Here is an 11,998-nt window from a genome sequence, read left to right as displayed (position 1 = left end):
CTTACTGACCTCCTTGAAAAATGTTTTTGCTTATATATCGATCGCTGCCATCAGGGAAAATGGTGACGATATTTGATCCGGCGGGCGCTTTTTTCGCTTCTTCAAGCGCTGTATAAAGAGCCGCCCCTGAAGAGCTTCCGATTAAGAGGCCTTCTTTCTCGGCCGCTTCTCTGACAAGCGAAAACGCCGTATCGTCTTCCACCGTGTAAATGGCGTCAAAATGGTTCTCGTCCATATAATCCGGGATAAACTCCATGCCGATGCCTTCCGTTTTATGGGCATGCGGCTCTCCTCCGTTCAGGATCGAGCCTTCCGGTTCAACGATCACCGTTTTGACGGCAGGATTTTTCTCTTTTAAATAAGCTGCTGTACCGGCAAAGGTGCCGCCGGAACCTGCTCCTGCGACAAAAGCGTGGATATCCCCGCCGAGCGCGTTCCATATTTCGGGTCCGATTGTTTTGTAGTAAGTCAATGGATTTACTCGGTTTTTAAATTGTAGAACGGCATAAGAATTATTAATCTCTCTCTCCAGTTCAAGCGCTTTTCGGATGGCTCCCTGCATGCCTTCTTCTCTCGGCGTATGCACGATGTCCGCTCCGAGAGCTTTCATAATTTGCTGCTTTTCTCTGCTGAAATGCTCCGGGACGCAAAAAACGGCGCGAAGCTGATGCTTTCTGGCGCACAGAGCGAGTCCGATCCCGGTGTTTCCGGCAGTCGCCTCAATGATAACGCCGCCCGGTTTCACCTTTCCCGTGCGAAGCGCATCTTCAATGAGCATCCCGCCCAGCCTGTCTTTAATGCTTCCGCCCGGATTCATCATCTCAAGCTTAGCATAAACCGCTGTTCCCTCCGGTATATCAAAATGCTTGAGACGGAGCAGCGGTGTATTTCCGATCAGTTCTGTAATATCTGTTATCACGTTCAATATGTGTCCTCCTCCTGGAAAAGCGGAGGAGAACGAGAATCCCCCGCTTATTGAATTCGTTTGATGACATTCAGGACAAGCTTAGTTGAATGAACGGCAGCCTGTTCTAAAAATTTATCAAATGAAACGTCAGATTCTTTTCCGGCAATATCAGATAAAGCTCTGATGACAACAAAAGGCGTTTTGAACTGGTAGCACACCTGTGCGACAGCCGCAGCTTCCATTTCAACCGCGTACAAATCCGCAAATTTGGCGCGTACGTCTTCAACCCGCTTCGGATCATTCATAAAAGAATCTCCCGTAGCGATTGTGCCTTTGGCGACTTGAATGCCGTTCAGTTCAGAAACCGCTTCCTCAGTAATGCTGATCAGCTTTTCATCAGCTTTGTATGCTGCCGGAAGACCCGGCACCTGTCCGTATTCATAGTCAAACGCCGTCACATCCACGTCATGATGGCGGACATCTGTTGAGATGACGACGTCGCCTACATTCAATGTATGATGAAAACCGCCCGCTGAGCCTGTGTTAATCACATAATCAGGTTTGAAACGGTCAAGCAGAAGCGTCGTGCTGATCGCCGCGTTGACTTTCCCGATACCCGATTTCAGCAAGATGACTTCGACGCCTTCATAGCTGCCAGTTGTAAACTCACAGTGAGCGATCATCTCTTGTTTTGCGTCTTTCAGTTTGCTTCTTAAAATCGTAACTTCCTCTTCCATTGCTCCGATGACTGCCAGTTTCATTTATACACAATCCCTTCGATTTACCGTTTAATCGCCTCCATTATCCAGACAAAGTCATTTTGCTGCGTAAACCGCGCGGCAAATCCCTCTTCTGAAAAGATGTTTTTCATTGTCGCGAGTGTCGGATAATGTTCCGTCTTTAAATCGTCCGCTAATTGATGATAGCCCTTTCGGCTTGCTTTTTGAATGGCTTCATCATAAGCTTCATGATCTTTAAAGACAGTATCGGCAAACACTATTTTATCATGCTTCTGAAGGATTGCGCCATACTGCTTTACAGCCGTTCGCTTTTCTTCATCGGTTAAATGATGAAAGGCGTACGAGCTGACGATGGTATCTATTTGAAAAGGCGGAGCGGGAAACTCCAGAAAATCTCCGTCACTGAACACGGCTTTGTCAGAAAGCTTGTCAGCCGCCAGTTTTCTCATTGACGGAGACGGTTCTACACCAAACACCTTTTTGTTCGCGGCGGCTAATTTCGCCGTTAAATTCCCCGTTCCCGGTCCGAACTCTAAAACGTTTGAACCTGAAAGTGCGACAATGCTGTCAAGAATGTTGTCATATCCTTTAAAAACAGCAGCATATTGTTTGTCAGCCCCGTGCACTGTGGCGTCATAAGTCGCTGCCCAATCTTCAAATAAAGGAATAAATTCACGGCCCATATTTTTCACTCTCCATAATTTATAATTCCTATGAGTATAGTATGGATTAATCGTGGAACAGTTCCTATCCTATCACAAAAAAGAATGGAAGGGTACTAAAATACTTTGGGATTATTGCGCAATTACGGCAGAAAGGCTTATACTTTCATTGACTCAGAAGAAAAATCAGGAGGATCTGTACTGATGAATTTTCAATTGGATTTAATCAAAGATAAAGTAGAATTTTTCGAAGCGGCATCTTTGCAGGAGCTTGAAAAGAAAATAAACGTTCAGATTGAAAACAACCAGGCGATTATGCTTCGCGTCCGTTCCGTATCCCATCAGGTGACGGCCGTTGACGGCAGAATCCTTTACAGTGCGTCGGTGCATTTTTCAGCTGACGTATGACAGAAAAAAGCAGCTGATTACTCAGCTGCTTTTTTGCGGTTATTTTAAGGTTTCTACTTTTGTCGGCTTCCAGCCTTTTTTGTCTTTCCAAGTGATGGTGACCTGATACTTTTTGCCGTTCGTTTTGTCTAAAACTTTACCCTTCGCATCTTGCGGGCTTCCATTGTTTCCGAGCCACAGCACTGTCATGTGATCTTTTGACACGCCTGTTGCGTAAGAGATGGCGTCAAGCATTTCGGACCAGTCTTCAGAGCTTGAGTCATACGTCGCCGCATGTTCTCCCGTCTGCTTTGTGCCGACCGCTTTCCATTTTGGGTTAACAATTGTTTTCTCGACATCGCTTGATGAGCCGCCCTCTGTTATTTTTGCGCCTTTAAAAGGATCGCTTGAATCAGAGTCTTTTTTGCTGCTGTCATCACTTTTCGATGAATCATCGTCTTTTTTGCTGTCAGAGTCTGAAGATGAATCAGATGTGTCCTTATCCTGTTTATCTTTTTTGTCATCGTCTGATGCCGTATCTTTTTTGCTGTCTTTTATGTCTTCATCCGATGTCTGCTTCGTCTTGCCTGATGCAGGTGTTTCCTGCTTCTGGCTCGTGTCCGCTTTTTCGCTCACGTCGCCCGACGGACTGTTGATGAAGAGGCTGACGGCAACGACAACAATAAGAATAGATACGATAGCAATTAAAATGTTAAGCACCATATTTGCTTTTCTGCGCTTATCACGGTTTTCAAAACGAGATTGTTTATTGCTCAATCATTCTGCACTCCTTTATCCCTCTTGCTCAGCATATATTTTAACATGGGCTGAGCGGTTGTTCTATGTCTGATTTATTTCATTTTCATGTACCTTTTTAACAATATCATAAAACACTGTATTTGTCAGAGCCTTATCCCCCGGCGTGTCCATGTGCAGCACCACGAGAGCGTATTTCGGCTTGTCCGCGGGAAAGTATCCCGCAAACCATTTGTGGTAAAGCGTCTGTTTTTCTTTTGTGAACATTCCCGTCTGGGCCGTTCCCGATTTGCCTGCTATCTCATACGGCAGGTCCTGAAACCTTCGGCCGGTTCCTTTCGGTGAGGTGACGACTTCTCTGAGAATTTTTTGAAGCTGCTGCGCCGTATATTTGTCGATGTTTTCCCCTTTTAATGGCTGATCTTTGAATGACGCCATCGTCGTTTTGTTTTTGTATTCAATTTTGTCCGCGATTTTGACTTGTTTTTTTTCACCGCCGCGCGCGATCGCCGCCATCATATTGGCGACTTCAAGAGGCGTGACTTTCACGTTTTTTTGCCCGATCGCTGTCTGTGCGACGGCTTTTTTTACGGTTTTGTCTTTGTCATCTCCCCAAATGACCCCGCTTTTTTCATTATACAGCTGCCTGAATCCGTCTTCCCGGTACAGCTTGCCTTCCCAGCCCGCCCGCTGGGTGAGACCGAGTTTTTCCGCCATGTTTTCAATAACGGAATCATCTTTTTTGATCAATTTTTCCGCAAGGCTTGTAAACGTATAATTGCAGCTTTGGGCAAAGCTTTCTCCAAAACTGAGCGTGCCTTTGTCATCCCCCGGCTCTCCGTACAGGTTGAGATTGCAGTTAAAGGATGTGCCCGGCTTCACTTCGTTTTGTTCTATTGCGGCTGCGGCGATCACCGTTTTAAATACTGATCCCGGATAAATCGGCGTCAGCATGTAATTTTGCAGTGTCTGCTGCTTTGACATGTCGGCGTCAGGCTTTGATACCATTCCGAGCACACTGCTTTTTTCAATGTCTAAAAGGACGGCTCCCCCCTTTTTTAACCCGCGGTCTTTCAATACATCTTCCATTGCTTTTTGAATATTGCGGTCGATGGAGGTTTTGACTTGCAGCGGATAAAACGCGTTTGCTTCAGCCGTATATTTGACGTCCATTCCGAATAAAGGGTTTCCCCTTCCGTCGACATGATACAAAAGTTTTGTGTCCTGATCCGCCAGTAAAAACTCATCAAACGTCCGCTCCATCCCGCTTGTCCCGATTTTTGCCGTGATCGGCAGTTCCTTCCTGCCGGGGTATTTCTTTTTCAAAAGCTCAGGGTCCTGGTTTGTCGCGCCCAACAAATGAGCGGCTATGTTTGTTTCTTTGCTGTCTTTCATATATACGCCGTAAATGCCGGGATATTTCAAAGAATTGATATTTGACACGGATTGTTTCGTCAAATGTTTTATTTTTCTGCTGTTCAGGACCACCGGTTTTTTTGCTTCCGTGAGCAGCTGCCTGAGCTCCCCCTGTTTCATTCCGAGAATGTCTGATACCCGGTCAACCGGCCAATCCTGCGTCACGAGAAAAGGAAACAGTATGACGGCAGGCTGCTTTTTTCCGGTCAGTTCTTTGCCGTTCCGATCAAGAAAAGAGCCGCGTCCGTCTGAAATAAGGACTTCTTCCGTCCGCTGCTTGACGCTTTCCTGAATCAGATTAATATTGGATTTTGAAAAAGATTCTGTAAAAAACAGCTGAATTTCAGCCAGCCTGGCAAGCAGAAAGAAAAACACGAGCAGAAAACAAATCACGGCCGCTTTCAGCCTTTTTGATACGATCATAAAAAACACCTCATCCACATTTTGGACGAGGTGTTTCATTGTTAAACGGATCTTATGAAATTTTCACAATTTTCACGAGCATTTCTCCGCCCGGCGTCTGAACTGTCACTTCTTCGTCCACTTTTCTGCCAAGCAGGCTTTTGGCGATTGGCGAGTCGTTTGAAATTTTCCCTTCAAACGGATCAGCTTCAGCGCTTCCGACAATCGTGTAAGATTCTTCTTCACCGTCCGGCAATTCGATGAATGATACGGTTTTTCCCAAACCGACTACATTTGAACCGCCGTCGTCCTCGATGATTTTCGCATTCCGGATCATGTTTTCAAGCGTCGTGATGCGCCCTTCCACAAATGCCTGTTCTTCTTTTGCAGAATCATACTCAGAGTTCTCTGACAGATCTCCGAAGCTTCTTGCGATTTTAATACGTTCTACTACTTCTTTACGTTTAACCGTTTTCAATTGCTCTAATTCTTGTTCAAGTTTTTGTTTTCCTTCGTGAGTCATCGGAAAAACTTTTTCTTGTGCCATGTTCCTTCACTCCTTGGTGGTTGTCCCTCAACAATAACGTGTGATTATGTATGAGAGCATAAACGAAAAAATCAAGAATGAGAACACAGGGCAGTCCTCGTTCTTCTCTCCCATATAGGTACTGTTTATCTTAAACTGAATGTGTGTTTTCTGCAAATGTTTCGGTTTATAAACAGGGAAAGAAGGGAACTGTCTCATTCCCTTCCAGCCTATACATAATATGGTCTGAGTTATTTATGTCTATGCTATGGTATTACAAAATTGCATTTTGTTCAAGGATCGTTTGAATCTTCGTGACCATCAGATCGATTGCGACGTGGTTTTGCCCGCCTTCCGGAATAATGATGTCCGCGTAGCGTTTCGTCGGTTCAACAAACTGATTGTGCATCGGTCTGACGACGGACACATACTGCTCAATGACAGAATCGATTGAACGGCCTCTTTCGTTAATATCTCTCATAATCCGTCTGATGATACGGAGATCTGCGTCCGTGTCGACATAAAGTTTCATATCCATGAGGTCGCGAAGCCTTTTATCTTCGAGAACGAGAATGCCTTCCAGAATAATGACATCCTTCGGCTCAACCGGAATGGTTTCCTCAGAACGCGTATGCAGTTTATAATCATAAATCGGCTTTTCTATCGGCCGGTAATTCAAAAGCTCTTGAATATGCTCGATTAAATAGTCATTATCAAATGCGAGCGGGTGATCATAGTTTGTGTTCAGCCTTTCTTCAAACGGAAGATGGCTTTGGTCTTTATAATAAAGGTCTTGCTGGATCATTAAAATCGAGTGTCCTTTAAACTGTTCATAGATGGAACGGGTGACGCTTGTTTTTCCTGATCCGGAACCTCCTGCGATGCCTATAACTACAGGACTCTTACCCATTGGTGATTACTTCCCCTTTCTCATCATGTTGCTCGGATAAATCTTTTTGTCTACTTTAAATGTAACGATTTGCAGGGGATGGCGGGCAGCATCAAGCTCGTTTCCGTCTTCGTCCCAAATAGTGCCGATTGTGAATGTGAAATTGTCGATTTCAGGACCGAAAAATTCCACTTCGTCACCTTGTTTAAAGAAATTGCGCTGCTGGAGCGTCACCATTTGAGTGTCCTCGTTATACGCGAGCACGAGACCGGCAAAATCAAATGTTGTTTTCTTTCCGTGTTCACCGAACATCTGCTCTTCATACCCGGGCGTGCCTTCAAAGAAAGCAGGCGCGGTATCCCGGTTTGCACATTTGTCCAGCTCATCCAGCCATTCTTTTTGAATGACAAAGTTTTCAGGATCAGCGCAGTATGCGTCGATGACTTTGCGATACACGCTGACAACCGTCGCAACGTAATGAATTGATTTCATCCGGCCTTCAATTTTCAGGCTGTCGATGCCCATCTCGATCATTTGCGGAATGGATTCAATCAATTTTAAATCTTTCGGGCTCATCGCAAACGGAGCGTCTTCTTCATCATAGAGCGCGACCGCGTTTGCACCGTCTGTCTGATACAGGTCATAATCCCAGCGGCAGGACTGACAGCAGCCGCCGCGGTTGGAATCCCGGGCCGTCATGTGATTGCTCAGCACGCATCGGCCTGAATAAGCGATACACATGGCGCCGTGGATAAAGGTTTCAATTTCAATATCCACCTTTTCCTTCATTTCTTTAATTTCCAGTCCGCTCGTTTCACGGGCAAGCACCACGCGGTCAAGCCCTTCTTCTTTCCAGAACTGCACCGCTTTCCAGTTGGAAAGGGACTGCTGTGTGCTGAGGTGAATTTCTACATACGGGGCCACTCTCCGGCATGTTTCAATAATCAGCGGATCAGCGACGATAATTCCGGCAACTTTTGCGTCACCCAACGCTTTTAAGTATTCTTCCAGACCGTCCATATTTTCATTATGGGCGAAAATGTTTGTTGTCACATATATTTTTGCCCCGTATTTTTTGGCAAATTCTACGCCCTCTGCGATTTCTTCTATTGAGAAGTTATCCGCATTTGAGCGGAGTCCGTATTCCTGTCCTCCGATAAAAACCGCGTCCGCTCCGTAATGAACGGCAATTTTTAATTTTTCAAGGTTTCCTGCCGGAGCAAGGAGTTCAGGTTTTTTCGTAATGACGCGTTTTCCGTTTACGACTTTGGAAATGGTTTGATTTACGGCTGTCATCCGTTGCACCCTCCTTTTTAATAGACCGTTTCTTTAAAGAAGAATCCTGTGTCGATGCTTCTGTTCACAGGCTGAATGCTTTCAATCCGCTCTATCCAGCTCTCTTTTTTCTCTTCGTATGTCTCTCGGCTTTCGAAGCACAAATCGATTGCTTCTCTGTACATGCGGGTCACTTCAGTTAAGTATTCAGGAGACTTCAAAACTCCGTCGATTTTGAAAGAATCGATGCCGGCGTCCATCAGGTCCTCTAATTCATCAATCATGCACACATCGTTCGGGCTCATGATGTGCGTGCCGTTTTCATCTTCAAAAATCGGGTATTTATTGCCCCGTTCCTTGTCATGCAGAAACATCCCCGCTTCTTTTTTCTTCTGTTCGATGTCCATGACTTTACCCTGGTATTCGAAGTAATGGCCCACTAAAGAACGCTTCGATTGGAACATGCACGTCATGCCGTGGATTTGAATTTCAATTTCCACTTCGGCGTTCTCTTTTATGTCAATGATGCTGTCCATATTTAATTCCTTAGCCAGCACTGCCCGCCGTGCGCCTTTGCGTCCCCAGTAATTGCAGGAATAGTAGTTGGTTCCCGTTGTTTCCGTGCTCCAGTGCAGTTTAAGCTCGGGAGCCGCTTCACGCGCCGCCATTAAAACGGCCGGATCACCGAAAACAGCCGCATCAACGCCGGCCTCCTGCAAAAAGGCAAGATAGCCGGTCAGCTCGTCCACTTTTTCATTGTGAAAAATAGCATTGACGGCGGCGTACACTTTCGCGCCTTCCTGATGAGCTGTCTTTACGGCTTCTTTTATATCTTCTCTTGAAAATTCACCGGCCAGTCTCAGGCCGTATCTCTGTTCTCCGACTAACAGGGCCGTTGCGCCCGCTTGAATGAGCGGAAGAATATCCTGTACAGAAGTCGGAGTCACCAAAAGTTCAGGTTTTTTCATGATCCTTCACCTCTTCTTTTTACTGATGGCGATGCCGTCTCCGACCGGCAGTATGACCGTTTGATAGTCAGGCCGGTCCATCAGCCATTGGTTATATTGATCAATTTTTTCAACAAGCTTCCGTCTTCTTTTCGGCTCAATGTCCGAGTGATTTTGCGCCACCAGTCCTTTAAACAGAACATTGTCCGTAAAAATGACTCCATCCGGCGCAAGCATCGGTTCATAGAGCTCAAAAAAGTTCGTGTACTGGCCTTTGGCCGCGTCGATAAAAATGGCATCATAAGGAGCCGTGACACGGACAGACTCAGAAAGTTCCAGCGCATCCCCGTGCATTACGTGAATCCGATTTTCCATTTCAAAGTCTTTTATATTGTTCACAGCTTCTTCATAGCGTTTGTCGTCCCGTTCAATCGTGTAAATATTCGCATCCGGAAGCTCAAGCGCCATCCGTATGGCGGAATATCCGATTGCCGCGCCGATTTCCAAAATGTTTTTCGCCTGTTGAATCGACAGCATTTGAAGCAGCACTTCAATGCCCGCTTCTTCCATAATCGGAACATGGTGCTCTTTTGCATAGGCTTCAAGCTTTTTCACTTTATCAGGCCGAGGCTTCAGCATCGCGTTTATATACTCGTTTATTTGTTCATACCGATCATTCACGGCAAACAGCCTCCGTTCTAAAAAGGAGTGCCCCTGACGAATCCGCGGGGACACTCTCTTAAGACACTTCTTTATCCATAAGTAAACAACCCGATATATTTTATCATAAAACCTTTCAGAATGGAATAAAAGGAGAGCTTTTGCCCTCCTTTTATTCGCTGTCTTTTTTGGAAATATACTTTTCCTTCGCTTTATTATGGTCTTTTAATGTTTTGGTGAAAACGACCTCGCCGTTTGATTTTGCAAGGAAATAGAGATAATCCGTTTTGTCAGGGCGGAGAGCCGCTTCCCATGATGAATCACCGGCATTTGCAATCGGTCCCGGCGGCAGCCCCTTATGTTTATAAGTATTAAACGGAGAATCAATTTTCAGGTCTTTGTAGTAGACCCGGCTTTTATGCTTACCGGCCGCATATAATACCGTCGGGTCAGTCTGCAGCGGCATTTTTTCTTCGAGCCTGTTGTAAAAAACGCTGGCGATTTTGTGACGGTCGGCTTTGGCGGTGGCTTCTTCTTCAATAAGTGATGCCATTGTCAGCGCGTTATGGACGGAAAGTTTCTTTTTTTCCAGTTCAGATTTATACGTTTCGATACGGGTGTTTGTTTCCTGAACCATTGCCGTCAAAATCGTGTCAAGCGATGCATCCGGATCATTAAACGGATATGTGGCCGGATACAGATAGCCTTCGAGCGGATGCTTGAGCTTCTTGTTTGAAAGCGCGTCCGTTATCGTATCAGGAAACTGTTTTTTCAGTTTGCCGATGAATGTTTTGTCATCCAGTTTCGCCATGATCTCTTCTTTTGAATATGATGTTTCTTTTGCGATCGCATCCGCAATCTGTGTAAGCTGTTTTCCTTCAGGAACGGAGATCTGAAAGGCATATCCCGTAGATCCCGCGGTCAGTTTTTTGATAATCGCATCCGCATCCATTCCTTTATTCAGGTGGTAAAATCCCGCCTGAAACCCGGAAGCGCCTTTATACTTCACATACAGCTGAAATGCTTTTTTGCTTTTGATGACATGCTGATCCTCAAGAATTTCAGCGATTGCCGAAACGGAAGAACCGCTCGGAATATTAATATTGACTGCCGTTTTGCTGCCTTTGTCAACCGGGGACAGCAGAGATTTTCCATAGAAAAAAGCACCGCCAATGATGATAAGCAGAGCGATCACGGAGGACAGTATTATCGTCGTTTTTTTGTTTTTACGCGGAAATGAATTTTTAGTCTGATTGATATTCATACAAGTATTTTCCTCCCAACAGCTCTTATACTACATGATTCATGTGCATTCGGCAATTTATTACAAAAGAAAGCCGAAGCGCATATGCGCTCCGGCTTTTTCCGTTCATTTTATTCTTCGTCTTCTTCCGCTAAAAACGTGTTCAGCGTTTCTTCGATCATTTCCCACTCTTCATCGGTTTCAATCGGCATCAGTTCGCCGTCTTCACCGTTTTCGTTCGGTTCGAAGCTTGAAGCGTGAATTTCGATTTCATCATCGTCTTGAGCATCAATCGGATAATAAAGTACGTAAGATTTGTTGAATGTGTCGTTTTCAAATGTGAACAGCACTTCGCAAAGCTGTTCGTTTCCTTGATCATCGACAATTGTAATGTGTTTTTCGCCGTGTTCCATTTCTTTCACCTCTTAGTTTAAACTGTCCAGATATCCTTGAAGGATCATGACAGCCGCCATTTTATCAATGACTTTTTTTCGTTTTTGCCTGCTGACGTCAGCCGCGATCAGCATTTTTTCAGCCGCCATCGTCGTCAGACGCTCGTCCCACAGCACAACAGGGACATTGTACGCTGTTTCAAGCAGTTTCGCAAATGTTTGGCTGGCTTCGCCTCTTGGACCGATCGTCCCGTTCATGTTTTTCGGAAAACCGAGCACGATCTTCTCTACATTATAGTCTTTCATCAGCTCGGATAAACGGTCCAGACCGTAATCTCCTTCAGCCTCGTTTATTTTTATCGTCTCAATGCCTTGAGCGGTCCAGCCCATTTCATCGCTTAAAGCTACGCCGAGTGTTTTCGTTCCAAGATCAAGTCCCAATATTCTCATGAATGTATTTACGCCTCTTTATGCTGTTCTAGATAGGATTTTACCAATTCCTCGATTAATTCGTCACGTTCCAGTTTGCGAATTAAGTTCCGGGCGTCGCGATGCCTAGGAATGTATGCAGGATCTCCAGACAGCAAGTATCCGACAATCTGGTTGATAGGATTGTACCCCTTTTCCTGAAGCGCATCATATACCGTAATCAGCACTTCTTCGACGTTTGTTTCAGCAGAATCATCGGAGAAATTAAATTTCATCGTTTTATCAAACGAGCTCACCGTTTTGCACCTCTTTCCCAAATTCGCAGGCAAAGTTCAGCCTGAGGTCCTCATCTTATCATCATTCTACA

Annotated in this window: 15 protein-coding genes; 1 reads left to right on the top strand and 14 read right to left on the bottom strand. The window is 45.3% G+C overall.

The genetic code is table 11. The features are described from left to right. Position 1: 1 nt before the first annotated feature. From K3G25_RS05240 to K3G25_RS05230, 3 genes are read right to left on the bottom strand one after another with little or no spacing between them, the layout of a single operon-like run. Complete coding sequence (locus K3G25_RS05240) at positions 2–925, bottom strand: O-acetylserine dependent cystathionine beta-synthase (protein WP_014418459.1); 924 nt, start codon at positions 923–925, stop codon at positions 2–4. A 47-nt stretch (positions 926–972) separates the two neighbouring features. Then, positions 973–1,668, bottom strand: coding sequence for a 5'-methylthioadenosine/S-adenosylhomocysteine nucleosidase (gene mtnN / locus K3G25_RS05235; RefSeq protein ID WP_014418460.1), 696 nt, complete (start codon positions 1,666–1,668; stop codon positions 973–975). Between the two features lie 20 nt (positions 1,669–1,688). Beyond that, on the bottom strand, positions 1,689–2,330 hold the full coding sequence (locus K3G25_RS05230; RefSeq protein ID WP_021494370.1) for a class I SAM-dependent methyltransferase: 642 nt from the start codon (positions 2,328–2,330) through the stop codon (positions 1,689–1,691). Positions 2,331–2,513: 183 nt separating this feature from the next. On the opposite strand from K3G25_RS05230, the gene K3G25_RS05225 reads away from it, so the two are divergent. Further along, positions 2,514–2,717 carry a YrzA family protein gene (locus tag K3G25_RS05225; RefSeq protein ID WP_003152771.1) on the top strand — a complete coding sequence of 68 codons (204 nt, stop codon included), beginning with the start codon at positions 2,514–2,516 and terminating at the stop codon, positions 2,715–2,717. A 39-nt stretch (positions 2,718–2,756) separates the two neighbouring features. Here K3G25_RS05225 and K3G25_RS05220 read toward each other — a convergent pair whose 3' ends face one another. The 11 genes from K3G25_RS05220 to K3G25_RS05170 all read right to left on the bottom strand — a co-directional run bounded on the left by K3G25_RS05220 (position 2,757) and on the right by K3G25_RS05170 (position 11,927). After that, positions 2,757–3,473 carry a YrrS family protein gene (locus tag K3G25_RS05220; RefSeq protein ID WP_021494371.1) on the bottom strand — a complete coding sequence of 239 codons (717 nt, stop codon included), beginning with the start codon at positions 3,471–3,473 and terminating at the stop codon, positions 2,757–2,759. Positions 3,474–3,536: 63 nt separating this feature from the next. Continuing rightward, positions 3,537–5,291: a peptidoglycan D,D-transpeptidase FtsI family protein gene (locus tag K3G25_RS05215; RefSeq protein ID WP_015240280.1), complete on the bottom strand. Its 1,755-nt coding sequence runs from the start codon at positions 5,289–5,291 to the stop codon at positions 3,537–3,539. A 52-nt stretch (positions 5,292–5,343) separates the two neighbouring features. Next, complete coding sequence (gene greA, locus K3G25_RS05210; RefSeq protein ID WP_003152766.1) at positions 5,344–5,817, bottom strand: transcription elongation factor GreA; 474 nt, start codon at positions 5,815–5,817, stop codon at positions 5,344–5,346. Positions 5,818–6,070: 253 nt separating this feature from the next. Then, the gene (gene udk, locus K3G25_RS05205; RefSeq protein ID WP_003152763.1) at positions 6,071–6,706 is read right to left on the bottom strand and encodes a uridine kinase; all 636 of its coding nucleotides are present in this window, start codon (positions 6,704–6,706) and stop codon (positions 6,071–6,073) included. A gap of 6 nt (positions 6,707–6,712) precedes the next feature. Beyond that, positions 6,713–7,981 (bottom strand): peptidase U32 family protein, encoded by a 1,269-nt coding sequence (locus K3G25_RS05200; protein WP_232489615.1) that lies wholly within the window; start codon positions 7,979–7,981, stop codon positions 6,713–6,715. A gap of 17 nt (positions 7,982–7,998) precedes the next feature. Next, the gene (locus tag K3G25_RS05195) at positions 7,999–8,928 is read right to left on the bottom strand and encodes a peptidase U32 family protein (protein WP_022552896.1); all 930 of its coding nucleotides are present in this window, start codon (positions 8,926–8,928) and stop codon (positions 7,999–8,001) included. 6 nt (positions 8,929–8,934) lie between these two features. After that, complete coding sequence (locus tag K3G25_RS05190; RefSeq protein ID WP_007612793.1) at positions 8,935–9,588, bottom strand: O-methyltransferase; 654 nt, start codon at positions 9,586–9,588, stop codon at positions 8,935–8,937. A gap of 151 nt (positions 9,589–9,739) precedes the next feature. Then, positions 9,740–10,831 (bottom strand): endolytic transglycosylase MltG, encoded by a 1,092-nt coding sequence (gene mltG, locus K3G25_RS05185; protein WP_017418219.1) that lies wholly within the window; start codon positions 10,829–10,831, stop codon positions 9,740–9,742. Positions 10,832–10,941: 110 nt separating this feature from the next. Beyond that, on the bottom strand, positions 10,942–11,223 hold the full coding sequence (locus K3G25_RS05180; protein ID WP_003152751.1) for a DUF1292 domain-containing protein: 282 nt from the start codon (positions 11,221–11,223) through the stop codon (positions 10,942–10,944). A 12-nt stretch (positions 11,224–11,235) separates the two neighbouring features. Further along, entirely contained in the window at positions 11,236–11,652 is a 417-nt protein-coding gene (ruvX, locus tag K3G25_RS05175) for a Holliday junction resolvase RuvX (RefSeq protein ID WP_003152750.1), read from the bottom strand. A gap of 8 nt (positions 11,653–11,660) precedes the next feature. Beyond that, entirely contained in the window at positions 11,661–11,927 is a 267-nt protein-coding gene (locus K3G25_RS05170; RefSeq protein WP_003152749.1) for an IreB family regulatory phosphoprotein, read from the bottom strand. Positions 11,928–11,998 lie beyond the last annotated feature (71 nt).

It is taken from the genome of Bacillus sp. FCW2, from assembly GCF_021228595.1.
Taxonomy (GTDB): domain Bacteria; phylum Bacillota; class Bacilli; order Bacillales; family Bacillaceae; genus Bacillus; species Bacillus velezensis.
The sequence above is the reverse complement of the archived record's forward strand: the minus strand, read 5'-3'. Positions and strand labels throughout refer to the sequence as shown.

What these genes read in the sequence shown, in the direction of transcription:
- K3G25_RS05200 (WP_232489615.1), bottom strand. Translation starts at nt 7,981, where the DNA reads ATGACAGCCGTAAATCAAACCATTTCCAAAGTCGTAAACGGAAAACGC.
- ruvX (WP_003152750.1), bottom strand. Translation starts at nt 11,652, where the DNA reads ATGAGAATATTGGGACTTGATCTTGGAACGAAAACACTCGGCGTAGCT.
- mltG (WP_017418219.1), bottom strand. Translation starts at nt 10,831, where the DNA reads ATGAATATCAATCAGACTAAAAATTCATTTCCGCGTAAAAACAAAAAA.
- udk (WP_003152763.1), bottom strand. Translation starts at nt 6,706, where the DNA reads ATGGGTAAGAGTCCTGTAGTTATAGGCATCGCAGGAGGTTCCGGATCA.
- K3G25_RS05180 (WP_003152751.1), bottom strand. Translation starts at nt 11,223, where the DNA reads ATGGAACACGGCGAAAAACACATTACAATTGTCGATGATCAAGGAAAC.
- K3G25_RS05195 (WP_022552896.1), bottom strand. Translation starts at nt 8,928, where the DNA reads ATGAAAAAACCTGAACTTTTGGTGACTCCGACTTCTGTACAGGATATT.
- greA (WP_003152766.1), bottom strand. Translation starts at nt 5,817, where the DNA reads ATGGCACAAGAAAAAGTTTTTCCGATGACTCACGAAGGAAAACAAAAA.
- mtnN (WP_014418460.1), bottom strand. Translation starts at nt 1,668, where the DNA reads ATGAAACTGGCAGTCATCGGAGCAATGGAAGAGGAAGTTACGATTTTA.
- K3G25_RS05225 (WP_003152771.1), top strand. Translation starts at nt 2,514, where the DNA reads ATGAATTTTCAATTGGATTTAATCAAAGATAAAGTAGAATTTTTCGAA.
- K3G25_RS05215 (WP_015240280.1), bottom strand. Translation starts at nt 5,291, where the DNA reads ATGATCGTATCAAAAAGGCTGAAAGCGGCCGTGATTTGTTTTCTGCTC.
- K3G25_RS05230 (WP_021494370.1), bottom strand. Translation starts at nt 2,330, where the DNA reads ATGGGCCGTGAATTTATTCCTTTATTTGAAGATTGGGCAGCGACTTAT.